A 14,154-nucleotide genomic window follows, 5' to 3' on the forward strand; every position below is an offset into this window, starting at 1 on the left:
ACCGTCGGGGTCAGAGGTCGCCGGGCTGCGGGCGGGCCGGTTCGCCGGACTCGCCCATGATGACGGAGTGGGTCTCGAACAGCCCCTTGCCGACCTTCGCCGGGACCTGGGATTCGACGAGGACGGCGCCGCTGGCCAGCCGGAAGGCGCGCGGCGGCTGCGCCGCAGCGGGCAGTTCGCCGACGAAACGGGCCAGCCGCTCGCGCTGTCCCGCGGTCAGTTCGGACTCGGGCAGCGGCTTGCGCCGCTCGGCCAGCACCCCGGCGAATTTGTCGGCCGCTCCGGTGGACAGCCGTACCCACGACCCGTCGGTGAAGGTGACGCGCACATCGTGCCCGCCCTCGCTGAACGCCAACTGCTCGGCGCCGCCCACCGACTCGCGGGGCGTCTCCCACAGGACGGTGGCGGACGCCGTGAGGTCGGGCCCGACGCCCAGCAGCAGGAAGCGGCGTTCGGTGACGACCGCGTCCACGCGGGTGCGCTCCGCGCTGCGCGCGGGGTCCAACTGCCACGGCACGGTACGCGCGACGGTCCCCGGCGCGGCCCACATCACCGGGAAGTCCTCGGACTCGTTCGCCGGGTCCTGCGGCGCCGACCGCGACGCCCCGCCGACCTGCACCGAGTTGCCGCCGGTCACCGCCTCGACGGCGACATGCAGCGCGGTCACGATGCCGCCGAGCAGCCCGCCGCCGACCCGGTCGACCTTCTGCGTCGTCTTGGAGTGCAGGGTGTACTCCGGCCCGGCGGGCCAGCCCGGCAGCTCCGCCTGGATGTCGCGCCGCTCGGTGTCCCGGAACCACCGCGAGCCCGCCACCGGATGCGCGTAACCGGTGGCGAAACGGATCGGCGTACGTACCAGCGTGGATTCGTCCTGATCCGGGAACCAGTCCATCGTCGTGCGCCTTTCGGTCGGCTCTGAGCGGAGTCGCTGTGCTGAGTCGCTGTGCGGGTCACTGTGCGGGTTCGCTGTCGACGTCGCCGTGGAGTCCTCGTGCGGCGGCCGTGCGGATACGACCGTACGCGGTCGCCGGTCGGCGCCGGTCGTCAGTTGGCGGTGGCCGCCCGGTCGAAGCGGTCGCCGAGGTGGACGGCCTCGCCGATGTGCTGCGGGATCGAGTAGAGCTTCGGCGCGAGCTTGAGCCCCACGTCGATGGAGCGGCCCACGTTGCCCATCGCGTCGATCGCCACCCGGCCGCCGGTGACCATCTTGATGCCCTTCGTACCGATCAACTGGCCACCGTGGTAAAGCTGCTCGGAAACCGTCTGCATACGATTGATGATCTTGCCGTCGGAGATGACCTGCCCGGCGGTCTTGAGGCCGCCGAACTCCAGCGTGACGTTCTTGAACAGCTTTATCTGCTTGCCGCCGGCGATGAAATCGCCCGCTTTGCCGACGAAGTTCCGGCTGATGGTGGTGACTCCGCGGAATCCCTCGCCGAGTTCGGCGGCGCGGGTGGCGGCGATGGCTCCGTCGGCGACCTTGGCGCCCTTGGCGAAGGCGCCGATTCCGGGTATCGCGCCCAGCGCGTCGAAGCCGATGCTGATCCAGCTCACGTCGGCGCCCGCGGCCATGGCGATCAGGTGGGTGATCAGCGCGGCGGCGCTGGTGACGACGGCCGCGGCGGCGAAGATCGCGCCCAGCGGCTCGAAGGGCGCGGTGATGATGGCCAGTACGCCGAGGAGGCCGCTGAGGTCGCTGAGCAGGTCGCCGATGAGTTTGATCATGTCGGCGTGGTCCTTGACCCACTGGATCGTGTCGTTCCAGGCGTCCTCGATGCCGTGCACCATGCGGCTGAACAGGCCCGGCTTGTCCGGGGCGATGTCACCGGCCTTGTCCAGGTCGTGGCTGATCGCGTTGGCGGCGCTGGTGAAACGGTTGTGCAGCTCTTCCGCGCGGTGGCGCACGCCGTCCAGCGCGTTGTTCGCGTCGGTGACGGCCTGCTGCTTCTTCTTCGCGTCGGCCGCGGCAGCCGGGTCCGGGTCGGGGGACGCCTGAGGCTGCGGGTGCGGAACGCTGTTGTCCGTGGGGATGCCCGCCGCGGTCTTCGCGTGGTCGAGCGTGCCCTGCTTGCTGGCGGCCTCCCGCTCCAGCGTGTCGGCCTCCGCCTGGAAGCCGTGGAGCTGCTCGGCCCAACGGCCCAGCGCGCTGGACGCGCGGCCGAAGGAGTCGTGCGCCTTCTTGATCAACGGGGTGACATCGCTGTCGATGTGAGAAATGAAGGCCCTGGCGGCCTCGCCCTTCCAGTAACCGCAGTCGAGCCGGCCCAGTTCGGAGACCGTGGTGCTCAACTCGGTGTGCACATCACCGATCTGCCGGGCCAGTGAGCGGGTGCGCTCGACGTCCCCGGGCGTGGGGTCGAAGCCCAGATGCGGAAAGCTGCGCGTCACGCCCGTCACTTCCCGCCGGTCTTGAGGGAGTTGGCGAGTTGCAGGTCGGCGTCGTCGAAGGTCTTGCCGATCTGGTCGATCATGTGGACCGCGGTGTCGGCGTGCTGGCCGATCTGCTTGATGCCGTAGTGCCAGTCGTCGGCGAAGTCGTGGACGTCGTCTATCAGCTTGGGCGCGCCGACCGACTCGCCGTTGGCATTGCCCATCGCCCGGCTCACCGTGTCCATTCGGTCCGCAATGGTGGAGAACGTCTTTCGCAAGTCCCCCATCACCGTCCCGTTGATCTGCAAGTCCCCCATGGAAAATCAACCCTTTCTCGGCATTACGTAAGATTCCGCGGGCCGCGTGCGGATCTCAGGGCCCCTACTCTATTAGGCGTATGCGGGCCGTCGATGGCCCACTGGTCACGGTCCTGTGGCAGTCGCGTGTGTGCGCGGATTCACCCACGCCTGCTTCGGGGACCTGCTGGTAGCTTGCCGACGCCGGGTCCAGACAGCGACATGGGGGAGTTCAGGTGCTTCGTCGTACGTCCACGGGAGCGGGAATCGCCGCGGTGGCGGTCGTCACCGCACTCGCTGTGAGCGGGTGCGGCAGTGGCGGCGGGAACGAGGCGAAGAAGGCGCCGCCCGCGAGCGCGAGCGCGTCCGCGACCGGCACTCCGGGCACGGCGGCGAGCATGTCGGCCGAGCCGGGCGCGTCGGGCAGTCCCACCGCCTCCTCCGTCGTCGGCGGCGACTCGACGCAGGGCGTCGAGGGCGTCTGGCTGGCGACGCAGGGCTCGACGAAGGTCCAACTCGTCCTCGGCAAGGGCAAGGCCGGGCTGACCAGCAGTCATCTGTGCGGCGGCACCTACACCGACCGCGGCGGCCTCGGCCTGACGCTGACCTGCATGGACGGCGACAAGGAACGCACCTCCGGCCGCGGCGAACTGACCGGTGACGGCAAGACCCTCACCGTGCGCTGGACCGGTGGCCCGACCGACACCTTCTCCCGCACGGGACTGCCGAGCAGCTGACCGGCGGCCCGTCAGGCCGCCGGTCCCCACGGCGGTCGCTCAGGTGGTCAGCGGCACCGTCACCGTCAGCGGCTCACCGTCGCCGAGGTGGAGCAGAGCCCGGCCCGGCGTGACCTGCCCGCCGACGCTGCTGCGGCTCAGCCGAGTACCGATCAGTTCACCGCTCATGGTCTGCTGCGGCGAGAGCAGCACACCGCGGCGCGCCTTCTTGGCGTCGACCTGCCAGCCGGAGAAGCCCGAGCAGATATCCTCCTCGCCGCCCGCGATGACCACGGCCCGGCCGTGGTCGGAACCGCGGGCGATGATCTCCTTCAGCACATCCTTGGCGTCACAGTCGCGCAGCAGCTCCGCGTCGTCGGCCATGACGACCGCCGGGCCGCCCTCGGCCTCCTCCAGCGCCTTGCCCAGGTCGTCGGCGGGTATGTCGCTGTCGGTGTACATCCGCAACACCCCTTCGGCGCCCGCCAGTTCACGCAGCGGAGACGGGCGGGGAGCCGCGACGACCAGCTTCACGCCCTGTTGCTGGTAGCTGCGCGCGAGGGTGAGCAGCAGCGTCGAGCGGCCCGACTTGCCGGGGCCGCCGATGACGAACGCGGGCAGGCCGTCGGACAGGTTCGGCCCGTAGCCGGTGAGTTCGTCGCCGCCGACGCCGACGAGCGCCCACAGCGGATTGCGCGCCGCGTCGGTGTCGCGCATCTCCCACGCGTCGGCGAACGACAGCCGCGAGGGCAGCACGTCCACCCGGAACGGTCGCCGCGCCCTGGGCAGTGCCGCGTCCCGCTCGGTGGCGGCGGCGCCGATCGCGGCCAGCGCCGCGGCCTGGCCCTGACCGGTGGAGTCGTCGGTGAGCAGCGCGACCTGCGTCTCGATGCCGGACTCCGCCCGGTACGCGCGGCCCGGCTGGATCTCGTCCGGCACCTTGCGCGGATTGACCGAGATCAGCGAGAAGTCCGAGCGGTCCGCGAGCCGGAAGGCGATCTTGTCCTCGGTGAGCGTGGAGATCCGGCCCGCCATCAGTGTGCGGTCACCGGTGATGATCAGGTGGATGCCGACCGAGGCGCCCTCCCGCAGGAACATGAACAGCTCGTCGCTGAGCGCCCCGTGGTCCAGCTCGCCGAGCGAGGGCGTCCAGCCCTCCCAGCGGTCGAGCAGGATCACGATGTGCGGCAGCCGCTCCTCCTCGGTGGTCACCGCCGCGCGCTGCTCGCCGATGTCCGCGAACCCGTCACCGGCCAGTAGCTCCTGACGGCGCGTCATCTCCGCCTTGAGCCGCCCGATCAGCCGGATCGCCCGCTCCGACTGCGCACGGCCCACGACCGCGCCGCAGTGCGGAAGCTTCGTCAGCGCGTTCAGCGCGCCGTTGCCGCAGTCGATGCCGTACAGGTGCAGATCCGCGGTGGAGTGCGTACGGGCCAGCGAGCCCGCGATCGTCCGCAGGAGCTGGGAGCGGCCGGAGCGCGGGGCACCCGCCGCCAACAGGTGGCCGAAGGTGTGGAAGTCGATGGCCACCGGGCGCCGGGCCTGGAGCGCGGGCAGGTCCTCGATGCCGTACGCGGCGGGCGGCAGCGCCCCCGCAGCGACCGGCGTCGGCAACTCGTCCAGCAGCAGACTGTCGGGCAGCGCGGGCAGCCACGGGCTGTGCTGCGGTGGGATCGCCATCCGCTCGTTGGCCTCGCAGATCGCCTCGACGAGCACCTTCAGGTCGGTGATCTCGTCCTCCTCGCCCTTGGCGCCCGCGGGGCGGCGGGGGGCCGAACGGCCGAGCTGCGACCAGTCGACGATGCCCACCCAGGGCGCCACCGTCACGTTCTCGACCGCGCCCGGCCGCCGTCCGCCGACCCGGCCGGACTGGAAGGGGACCAGCGAGGTCGCGCCGAGCCGCACATAGGCGCGGCCCGGAGTGGACTTGGAGATGTTGCCCGCGTCCGGGGCGTCGATGACGTCGGAGGACTCGCTGCCGTCGGTGACGCGCAGCGCTATCCGCAGGTTGGTGTTGGCCCGGATCTCCGGCGAGACGACACCGCTCGGCCGCTGCGTGGCGAGGATGAGGTGGATGCCCAGCGAACGGCCTCGCTGGGCGATGTTGACCAGACCGGTGACGAAGTCGGGCAGCTCACGGACCATCGAGGCGAACTCGTCGATCACGATCAGCAGCCGCGGCATCGGCTTCAGCTCGGGCTGGCGCCGCATCAGGTCGGTGTAGTCCTCGATGTCCTTGGCCCCGGCCTCGGCCAGGATGTGCTCGCGCCGCTTCAGCTCCGCGCCCAGCGACTCCAGCGCGCGCTCCACCAGGTGGGCGTCGAGGTCGGTCACCATGCCGACGGTGTGCGGGAGTTGCACACAGTCCTTGAACGCCGAGCCGCCCTTGTAGTCGATGAGCACGAACGTCATCGCCTCGGGGGTGTTCGCCACCGCGAGCGAGGCCACGATGGTCTGCAACAGCTCCGACTTACCCGAACCGGTCGTACCCGCGATCAGGCCGTGCGGCCCGTCCTTGCGGATGTCGATAGCGAACGGACCGTCGTAGGACTCGCCGACCACCGCCTGGGTGGAGATCGGACTCAGCCGCCAGCGCGAGGCGATGGCGTCGGCCGTCGGCGGCTCGATCTCCAGGACGTCCAACAGGCGGCTGGCGGACGGAATCGCGGAGTCCTCGGCGTCACCGCTGATGTCCCGGATCGGCGACAGGCAGCGGGCCAGCCGGGAGCACCAGGCGGGCGAGACGAGGTCGGGACGCACCTTGCGGATGCGTGCCACCCCCGCCTGCTCGACGCGCAACCGGAAGGCGCCGGAGGCCGGTTCCGCCGCCACCGCCTGGGCCTGCTGCGCGCCCGCGTACCAGGCGTTCACCGAGGGAAAGCCGCCCTGCCGGGGCGCGGCCGCCGCGGCGGTCTCCGGAACGGAAGCGACGGTCGCGTCCACGGCGGGCGCCTCGAACTCCGCAATCACCACGGCCTGGCACTCGCCGGGCAGGAAGCGCTCCTCGGAGTCCAGACAGATGGCGAACATCCCGACACCGGGGCCCTCGCGCAGCAGTTGCACCACGCCGGGCAGCGACCGCATCCGCCGCGACCCGTCGAGGATCACCACGATGTCCGGGTCCTTGAAGAAGGCCGCGTGATTGGCCGCGCTGCCCGCCTTCTGCTTCGCCTTCTGCCGTCCGTCCAGAATGGAGGTCAGCTCCGCGACCCGCGCCGCGACCGTCTCGGCGTCCGTGCCCAGCAGCGCGCTGGCGTCCTGCCCGTCGGTCGGCCGCGAGTGCGGCAGCCACCGCACCCAGTCCCAACTCTGCTGCCCCGACTGCTCGGTGAGCACATAGAACTGCACATCCATCGGGCTGCTCAGCGTCGCCATCTGCGCCACCGCCCAACGGCCCATCGCCCGCGCGTCGTCGCCGGGCGCCGCGAAACCGATCACGCCGAGCCTGCGCAACTCCACCGCGACCGGGGCGTCGTCGATCTCCCAGTTGACCTTGCGGCGGTGCTCCTCCTGCTCCGGGTCGTCCAGGATCACCTCGGACGGCAGCTTCGCCGTGCCGACCCTGATCAGCAGGTGGTCGGCGTCGCCGCGCCGCCGCTCCCACAGCCGGGTGCGCGGCCCCGTCGCGGTGTTGAGCACGGTCGCCGGGTCGGGCGAGGCCGCGGCCCGGTCCTTGCGTTCGAGGTCGAGCGCCTTGTTGGCGTCCTGCTCGATGCGTTCCTTGCGCTCGCGGAACTCGGTGACCGTCTTCGCGTACGACTTACGGCCGTTCTTCTTGTCCATGAAGTGGTTGCCGACCATGACCATCGGGCTGACGACCGCCATGAACAGGTACATCATGCGGTGCATCATGAAGGCCATCATCACGGCCATGAGCAGCGGCATGACCGCCATCAGCCACGGCAGCGGCCGTCCGGCCGGCTCTTTCGGCGGGGTCGGCAGCCGGAAGACGGTGGTCCGCTCGGGCGGTGACAGCCGCGGCGGACGGTTGTAGTCGTAGGTCGCCCCGTCCTCGCCGGGATGCAGCGCCGCGTTCGGCGGGATATAGGGGCCAAGCTCCAGAAGGCTGTTGCCGAGGGAGAGTTGGTCGCCGAGCGGCCATTCCTTCGTGTCGCCGCCGACCGTGACCTGGCAGGTGCCGCCCATGCCCACGGTCAGCACCGCGGCGCGCTCCGCCAACTCCGAGTCGTCGATGCGGATGCGGGACGAGGCACCGCGCCCGATCTCCACCTTGCCGATGCCCAGACGGTGGACCGCGCCCGCGTCCGGGCCGCCCGCGACCCGCAGTTCGACCACACCGGCGGGCTCGCCCGGCAGGCAGCCCGCCGGGTCGTAGAGGCTGACCACCGCGCCCTCGCGCAGCGGTGACTGGGCCACCGACCAACTCGGGTCCACCGCGTACCCGTCCACGTACACCGCGGGCGAGCCGGGCGCGCGCGAGGGGCCGCCGGAGATCGAGATGATCTCCGCGCCGCCTGCGCCGACTTTCCGTCCGAGCTCGCGCGCGACATCCGCGACGGTCGACGCGGACTCGGTCTCCACCACAACATCGGCGCGGTCCCCGCCGAGCGGGTCGACCACGGTCAACGACAGACGCACGACGTTCCTCGTTCCCCCGGATTCGACTTGGTTTCTCAGGACGATATCCGCTGGAGGCCGGTCGTGGGGCCTCAGGTGCCGGGCCTGTGGATAACCTGCACCGGTTTATCCACAGGCCGGGAACAGGGCTGGACACGGCCCCCGTCGCGGGTGGGACAGTGGTCCTCAGGCCGGAGGGAAGAGGGGTGGACGGGGCGGGTGGGGTAGCGTGCGGCCCGAGCGTGGGCATGTCACGGAAGCCGTTCCGTTCTGTTGCAAGGCTGTGAGTCGCTTGTCACGGGATGCGCCTTGAGGGTGTTTGTAAGGCGCTGATAGCGTGCGGTGACTTGACATCGGCCTGCGGGCTGTCGCCGGACAGGAGCGCGGCAGTCTCTCCCCACGCAACCGATTTCGAAGAAGCACGCCGGCTCGACGGGGGCAGTGACGTGAGGACCAGAGAACGTTCCGCTGCGGGCGGCGGCAGTAACAGCCGTCAGTCCGGATCCGCGCCCATGCATGGGGCGCCGATGGGCGGAGAGCGGCTGCCGACGGTGTCGCGGGAGCGCAAACCCGCGTTGGCCGCACTGGCCGTGCTGCTCATTCTCGTCGGCGCGCTCGGCGCCACCGTGATGGTCATGCGCGCGGGGAACAAGATCTCGGTCGTGAAGATCGACCAGGACATCCCGGTCGGGGACCGGATTCCCGCCTCCGCGCTCCGCGAGGTCATGGTCTCCGACGACTCCGGGGTCAACTTCGTGCTGTGGAAGCAGCGCGGCGACCTGGAGAAGAACTACCGGGCGTCCACGAACATCGTCAAAGGCTCCGTCCTGGTCAAGGAGATGGTGACGAACAGCAGCGCCCTCCCGGCCGGGAAGTCGCTGGTCGGACTCTCCCTCAAGCAGGGCGTGTTCCCCGACGGTCTCGCCAACGGCCACACCGTCGCCGCGTATCTGGTGGGGAACGACGCGGCCAAGGGGCAGAACGGCTCCTCGGGCGACAGCGGCGGAGCGAGCGCCAACACGCTGATCAGCGACAGCCTGATCATCAAGTCCGTGAAGTCCGACTCCTCCGGGCTCGGCGGCGGCGACACCCTGGTCACCGTGATCGCGGACTCCTCGGTCGCGGGCAAACTCACCCTCGCCGCCGCGGCGAACGAAGTGGCGCTCGTGCTCATGCCCGACAGCAAGAACTGAGCGAGCGGGCGAATACGTCATGGCACTGATCGCAATCGCCGCGGACAAGGGCTCACCAGGCGTCACCACCAGCGCCGTCGCGCTCGCCGCCGTCTGGCCGCGCCGTGTCCTGCTGGCGGAGGCCGACCCGGCGGGCGGCGACCTCGTCTACCGCTCACCCGCCGCGCACGGCGGCATGCTCGACCCCAACACCGGCCTGCTCTCGCTGGCCGCCACCGCCCGACGCGGCCTGGCCGCCGAGCAGTTGTGGGACCACGCCCAGCCGCTGGCCGGCGGACTCGACGTCCTCGTCGGCATCGGCAGCGCCGAACAGGCCGCCGGTCTGTCCGGACTGTGGCCGATGCTCGGCCAGGCGTTCGCCACGCTCGCCGAGTCGCCCAACGGCGCCGCCGACGTGATCGCCGACTGCGGCCGGATCGGCGCCGACTCGCCCACCCTCGACCTCTTCTCGCACGCCGCCCTCGTCCTCCTAGTGGCCCGCACCGAACCCGAACACCTCGCGCGGGTACGGGACAGGGCCGGTGCGCTGTCGGCCAAACTGCACGGCTCGCAGCGCGGCGCCGCCGCCGCGCTCGGCCACCCGCCGATCGGCATCGTGCTCATCACCGACCCCAGCCACAGCGCCCGACAGGCCAGCCAGGTCAACGAGATGCTGGTGGCCTCGCAGATCTCCGCACGGGTCGTCGGCACCCTCGCGCACGACACGGCGGGCGCCGACACCCTCAACGGCCGCCGCCGGGGCCGCCTGGACAAGTCCCTGCTGATCCGCTCGGCCCGGCAGATCACCGCCGACGTACCGCACCGGTACGGAGTGCTCCGATGAGCACCGTCGACCACCAGTTGGTCAAGCGGTTCCGGCAGGAGGCGGGCGACCGCATCTCGGAACAGCGCCGACTGGACCAGGTGACCGGCGAACCCGCCATGTCACCCGAGGACGAGCGGCAGTTCGCGCGGGCGATCATCGCGCAGATCCTGGAGGACTACGCCCGCGCCGAGATCAACCTCGGCCGCACCCCGCCCGACGCGCAGGCCGAGGAGGCGTACGCGGCAGCCGTGCACGCCGCGCTCTTCGGTGTCGGCAGGCTTCAGCCGCTGCTCGACGACACCGAGGTCGAGAACATCGACATCAACGGCTGCGACCAGGTCTTCGTCGGCTACTCCGACGGCCGCGAGCTCCAGGTCGAGCCGGTCGCCGAGTCCGACGAGGAACTCATCGAGCTGATCCAGGTGCTCGGCGCGTACTCCGGCCTGTCCTCGCGCCCCTTCGACTCCGCGAACCCGCAACTCGACCTGCGGCTCCCGGACGGCTCCCGGCTCTCCGCCGTCATGGACGTCACGCGCCGCCCCGCGCTGTCCATCCGCCGCGCCCGCCTCGGCAAGGTCTTCCTCTCCGACCTGGTCGGCAACTACACGCTCACCCCGGAGTTGGGCTCCTTCCTGTCGGCCGCCGTCCTCGCCCGTAAGAACGTGATGATCGCCGGCGCCACCAACGCCGGAAAGACGACGCTGCTGCGCGCGCTGGCCAACGTCATCCCGCCGCACGAGCGCCTGATCACCGTCGAGCGCGCGCTGGAACTCGGCCTCGACCAGTTCCCCGAGATCCACCCCAACGTCGTGGCGTTCGAGGAGCGGCTGCCCAACTCCGAAGGCCAGGGCGCCATTTCGATGGCCGAGCTGGTCCGCCGCTCGCTGCGCATGAACCCCTCGCGCGTCATCGTCGGTGAGGTGCTCGGCGACGAGATCGTCACCATGCTCAACGCGATGTCACAGGGCAACGACGGCTCCCTGTCCACCATTCACGCCAACAGCTCCGCCGAGGTCTTCAACCGCATCTCCACCTACGCACTCCAGGCACGCGAGCGGCTGCCGGTCGAGGCGTCGCAGATGCTGGTGGCGGGCGCCATCGACTTCGTCGTCTTCGTGCAGCGACGCAACGACTTCCAGCGCGGCGGCACCCTGCGCCGTATGGTCACCTCCGTCCGTGAGGTGAACGGCGTGGACGGCCGCGTACTGTCCAGCGAGGTGTTCGCCGAGGGGCGGGAGGGCGTGGCACTGCCGCACGCCCCGATCTCCTGCCTCGAGGAACTCCTCGCCAACGGCTACCAGCCCACGGGGGTGTGGCGGTAATGACCGGGATCTTCTCCCTGTCCGTGCTCTACGGACTGCTCGCCGGAGCCGCCGTCGGCGGCGGTATCGCGCTGTTCGTCCTCGCGATGCGCGGCTGGGCGCCCAAGCCCGGTGCGACAGCGCCGGGTGAGTCGTCCGGCGACAAAGCGGCGGAGTTCATGCGCTTCCTGTCGCAGCGCGGCTCGCTCGCCATCGTTGCGGGACTTGTCGTCCTCGGCCTGACCCGCTGGGCCGTCCTCGGTGTCTCCACCGCCGTGCTGGTCTTCACCTGGGACAAGCTCTTCGGCGGCGCGGCGGAGGAACGCGCCGCGATGAAGCGCGTCGAAGCCCTGGCGGCCTGGACCGAGTCGCTGCGCGACACCATCGCGGGCGCCGTCGGCCTCGAACAGGCCATACCCGCCTCGGCCCGAGCCGCCGCACCCGCACTGCGCGGCCACCTGTCGTCACTCGTCGACCGCCTCAGGTCGCGCACCCCGCTGCCGGAAGCGCTCCAGCACCTCGCCGACGAGATCAACGACGCGTCGGCCGACATCATCATCGCCGCGCTCATCCTCAACGCCCGCCTGCGCGGACCCGGTCTGCGCGAAGTGCTCGGCGCGCTCGCCAAGTCGGCCCGCGAGGAAGTGGACATGCGGCAGCGCGTGATGGCGCAGCGCGCGAGCACCCGGCGCAGTGTGCAGATCGTCGTCGTGGTGTCCGTGGCCTTCGTGCTGGGCCTGGCCATCTTCAACCGCAGCTTCGTCGAGCCGTACGGCACGGCGATCGGCCAGGCCGTACTCACCTTGGTGTGCGCGCTGTTCGCGGCCGGATTCTGGTGGCTGCGGAAGCTGTCCAACATCGAGACGCCGGACCGGTTCCTGGTCCATGAGCCGGAGCGCGTTTCGGCCGCCGACCGCGTCGGAGTGCCGCCCGGCCACGGCGCCCACGCACAGGCGACCCCCGGCCAGCCGCTGCCGGGTCACGGAGCGCCGGGGCACGCCGCACCCGGCCACGCGACGGCACCGGGCCGCGGCGGTGTGCCCGGCCACGGCGGCGTACCGGGCCAGGCCATCCCGGGTCAGGGGGCGGCACGATGAACAACATCCTCTTCACCTGCCTGGTCGGCGCGGCCGTCGGCCTCGGCGTCTTCGTCCTCATCCGGGCGCTCATGCCCGGCAAGCGCAGCGCCGTGCACACGGTGGCGCAGATCGACGCGATGCGCGCCGCGGGCCCGGTCAGCAGCGGACCGGCGCACTCCGCACCGACCGACTTCAAGGGCCGCGTGGGCCAGCGGGTCGCCACCTTCTACCTCCAGCAGGGCTGGGAGCAGCGCTCGCTCCGCGCCGACCTCGCCGTGCTCGACCGGAGCTGGGAGAACTTCCTGGCCACGAAGATCATCCTGGCTGCGGCCGGTGTGATCTTCGGGCCGTTCCTCTTCGCCGTGATCTGGCAGCTCGGCATGGGCAGCAACCCCGTGATCCCGGTCTGGATGGCCCTGATCTGCGGCGGCGTCTTCTTCCTCCTGCCGGACTTCGAAGTGCGCCGCGACGCCGCCGACAAGCGCAAGGACCTGCGCCGGGTCATCGGCGCCTACCTCGACCTGGTGTCGATGAACCTCGCGGGCGGCCGCGGTCTGCCCGAGGCCCTGATGGCCGCCGCCGAGATCAGCGACGGCTGGGCCCTGACCCGTATCCGCAATTGCCTGGCCGATGCCCGGATCACCGGCACCAGCCAGTGGGTGGCCCTCGGCAGACTCGGCGACGAGCTGGGCGTCGAGGAGTTGAGGGACCTGTCCGTCACACTCGGCCTGGTGGCCGACGACGGCGCGAAGGTCCGCGAGTCGCTCGCCTCGCGCGCCGAGACGATGCGGCACCGGGAACTCGCCGAGATCGAGGGATCCGCGGGCGAGAAGTCCCAGTCCATGCTCGTCGCGCAACTCCTGTTGTGCGCGGGCTTCCTGGTCTTCCTGATCTTTCCCGCCGCGATGCGCGTGTTCCAGGTCTGACCACCAACGTCTCTGAGCACCACTGTCTCCGATCGTCACCGTCCCTCCTGAGCACCACTGTCATCGAAACGCCGAGCGTCGAGTCGAGAGGACTTGAACCATGAACCGCTTGCCCAAGGTCAGCCATCCGGCTGTCGACTTCCTTCTCACCTTCCTCAAGGGGCGCGTCGAGCGCGCCCGTTCCGAGGGCCTGTCCCGCGGTGCCTCCGCCGTCGAGTGGGTGATCATCTCCGCGGTGGTCGTCACCGTCGTCGGCGTGGTCGCCGTCATCATCAACGGCGCCCTCAAGGGCAAGGCATCGGACGTCGGCAACTGCATCTCGAACACCACGGACAGCAAGACCTGCTGAGGCCGGGACCGATATCCGTGATGGAACGACGAATCGACGCGCTGCACCACGCCGTACGCCGCAGGCTGGACGCCGCCCGCGGCGACAGCGGCGTGGGCAGCCGTACGAGCACGAGAGCGGTAAGCGGCGCGGGGGCGCCTACCGGCGATGACCGCGGGATGACCGCGATCGAGTTCGTCTTCCTCACCCCGGTCCTGTTCTTCATGATCTTCGCGACGGTGCAGTTCGGTCTGTACTCCTTCGCCGACCATGTCGCGCAGGCGGCCGCGCACGCCGGTGCCCGCAAGGCGCGGGCGGAGGCCGACGCCGATCCCGGCGGCTGGTCGGGCAAGGCGACCAGCGCGGCCGAGGACCGTATCGACCAGCTCGGACCGAATCTGCTGGACGGCCGCAAGGTGACGTCCTTGCAGCCGGACGCGGCCACGGTCGGCGTGCGCGTCACGGCCGACGTACCGACCATCTTCCCCGGCTTCCACTTCAAGGTGAACGAGAGTTCCCAGGGGCCGGTGGAGCGCTTCGTACCGGACAACGGGGGCTGATC

At 70.6% G+C, this 14,154-nt stretch carries 12 protein-coding genes; 8 read left to right on the plus strand and 4 right to left on the minus strand.

Annotation, left to right across the window (positions count from 1 at the left end):
• Positions 1–10: 10 nt before the first annotated feature.
• The 3 genes from ACIQCJ_RS04435 to ACIQCJ_RS04445 form a co-directional block, all read right to left on the minus strand.
• The gene (locus ACIQCJ_RS04435) at positions 11–892 is read right to left on the minus strand and encodes a hypothetical protein (RefSeq protein ID WP_401856189.1); all 882 of its coding nucleotides are present in this window, start codon (positions 890–892) and stop codon (positions 11–13) included.
• Positions 893–1,044: 152 nt separating this feature from the next.
• Positions 1,045–2,388 (minus strand): putative T7SS-secreted protein, encoded by a 1,344-nt coding sequence (locus tag ACIQCJ_RS04440; protein WP_402710655.1) that lies wholly within the window; start codon positions 2,386–2,388, stop codon positions 1,045–1,047.
• A 5-nt stretch (positions 2,389–2,393) separates the two neighbouring features.
• Positions 2,394–2,615, minus strand: coding sequence for a hypothetical protein (locus tag ACIQCJ_RS04445; protein WP_317452509.1), 222 nt, complete (start codon positions 2,613–2,615; stop codon positions 2,394–2,396).
• A 287-nt stretch (positions 2,616–2,902) separates the two neighbouring features.
• Here ACIQCJ_RS04445 and ACIQCJ_RS04450 point away from each other — a divergent pair, with 287 nt between their 5' ends.
• A complete protein-coding gene (locus tag ACIQCJ_RS04450; RefSeq protein ID WP_402710656.1) occupies positions 2,903–3,403 on the plus strand; it encodes a hypothetical protein in 501 nt (166 codons plus the stop codon).
• Between the two features lie 39 nt (positions 3,404–3,442).
• On the opposite strand, the gene ACIQCJ_RS04455 is transcribed toward ACIQCJ_RS04450, so the two are convergent.
• Positions 3,443–7,981, minus strand: a complete 4,539-nt coding sequence (locus ACIQCJ_RS04455; protein WP_402710657.1) for an FtsK/SpoIIIE domain-containing protein — start codon at positions 7,979–7,981, stop codon at positions 3,443–3,445.
• Between the two features lie 506 nt (positions 7,982–8,487).
• On the opposite strand from ACIQCJ_RS04455, the gene ACIQCJ_RS04460 reads away from it, so the two are divergent.
• The 7 genes from ACIQCJ_RS04460 (at position 8,488) to ACIQCJ_RS04490 (ending at position 14,152) form a co-directional block, all read left to right on the plus strand.
• Positions 8,488–9,153 (plus strand): hypothetical protein, encoded by a 666-nt coding sequence (locus ACIQCJ_RS04460; RefSeq protein WP_355337480.1) that lies wholly within the window; start codon positions 8,488–8,490, stop codon positions 9,151–9,153.
• 19 nt (positions 9,154–9,172) lie between these two features.
• Positions 9,173–9,976, plus strand: a complete 804-nt coding sequence (locus ACIQCJ_RS04465) for a hypothetical protein (RefSeq protein ID WP_391162466.1) — start codon at positions 9,173–9,175, stop codon at positions 9,974–9,976.
• The gene (locus tag ACIQCJ_RS04470) at positions 9,973–11,280 is read left to right on the plus strand and encodes an ATPase, T2SS/T4P/T4SS family (RefSeq protein ID WP_355337486.1); all 1,308 of its coding nucleotides are present in this window, start codon (positions 9,973–9,975) and stop codon (positions 11,278–11,280) included. Before ACIQCJ_RS04465 ends, ACIQCJ_RS04470 begins: the two co-directional genes overlap by 4 nt.
• Positions 11,280–12,356 carry a type II secretion system F family protein gene (locus ACIQCJ_RS04475; RefSeq protein ID WP_402710658.1) on the plus strand — a complete coding sequence of 359 codons (1,077 nt, stop codon included), beginning with the start codon at positions 11,280–11,282 and terminating at the stop codon, positions 12,354–12,356. The genes ACIQCJ_RS04470 and ACIQCJ_RS04475 overlap by 1 nt, the downstream gene beginning before the upstream one ends.
• Complete coding sequence (locus tag ACIQCJ_RS04480; protein WP_391162464.1) at positions 12,353–13,264, plus strand: type II secretion system F family protein; 912 nt, start codon at positions 12,353–12,355, stop codon at positions 13,262–13,264. The genes ACIQCJ_RS04475 and ACIQCJ_RS04480 overlap by 4 nt, the downstream gene beginning before the upstream one ends.
• A 100-nt stretch (positions 13,265–13,364) precedes the next feature.
• Positions 13,365–13,613 (plus strand): hypothetical protein, encoded by a 249-nt coding sequence (locus ACIQCJ_RS04485; RefSeq protein ID WP_355337495.1) that lies wholly within the window; start codon positions 13,365–13,367, stop codon positions 13,611–13,613.
• A gap of 20 nt (positions 13,614–13,633) precedes the next feature.
• Positions 13,634–14,152 carry a TadE family protein gene (locus tag ACIQCJ_RS04490; RefSeq protein WP_355337498.1) on the plus strand — a complete coding sequence of 173 codons (519 nt, stop codon included), beginning with the start codon at positions 13,634–13,636 and terminating at the stop codon, positions 14,150–14,152.
• Positions 14,153–14,154: the final 2 nt, after the last annotated feature.

Source organism: Streptomyces sp. NPDC093221, assembly GCF_044753885.1.
In the GTDB taxonomy this organism is placed as follows: domain Bacteria; phylum Actinomycetota; class Actinomycetes; order Streptomycetales; family Streptomycetaceae; genus Actinacidiphila.

What these genes read in the sequence shown, in the direction of transcription:
- ACIQCJ_RS04460 (WP_355337480.1), top strand. Translation starts at nt 8,488, where the DNA reads ATGGGCGGAGAGCGGCTGCCGACGGTGTCGCGGGAGCGCAAACCCGCG.
- ACIQCJ_RS04490 (WP_355337498.1), top strand. Translation starts at nt 13,634, where the DNA reads ATGGAACGACGAATCGACGCGCTGCACCACGCCGTACGCCGCAGGCTG.
- ACIQCJ_RS04485 (WP_355337495.1), top strand. Translation starts at nt 13,365, where the DNA reads ATGAACCGCTTGCCCAAGGTCAGCCATCCGGCTGTCGACTTCCTTCTC.
- ACIQCJ_RS04435 (WP_401856189.1), bottom strand. Translation starts at nt 892, where the DNA reads ATGGACTGGTTCCCGGATCAGGACGAATCCACGCTGGTACGTACGCCG.
- ACIQCJ_RS04470 (WP_355337486.1), top strand. Translation starts at nt 9,973, where the DNA reads ATGAGCACCGTCGACCACCAGTTGGTCAAGCGGTTCCGGCAGGAGGCG.
- ACIQCJ_RS04465 (WP_391162466.1), top strand. Translation starts at nt 9,173, where the DNA reads ATGGCACTGATCGCAATCGCCGCGGACAAGGGCTCACCAGGCGTCACC.
- ACIQCJ_RS04480 (WP_391162464.1), top strand. Translation starts at nt 12,353, where the DNA reads ATGAACAACATCCTCTTCACCTGCCTGGTCGGCGCGGCCGTCGGCCTC.
- ACIQCJ_RS04475 (WP_402710658.1), top strand. Translation starts at nt 11,280, where the DNA reads ATGACCGGGATCTTCTCCCTGTCCGTGCTCTACGGACTGCTCGCCGGA.
- ACIQCJ_RS04445 (WP_317452509.1), bottom strand. Translation starts at nt 2,615, where the DNA reads ATGGACACGGTGAGCCGGGCGATGGGCAATGCCAACGGCGAGTCGGTC.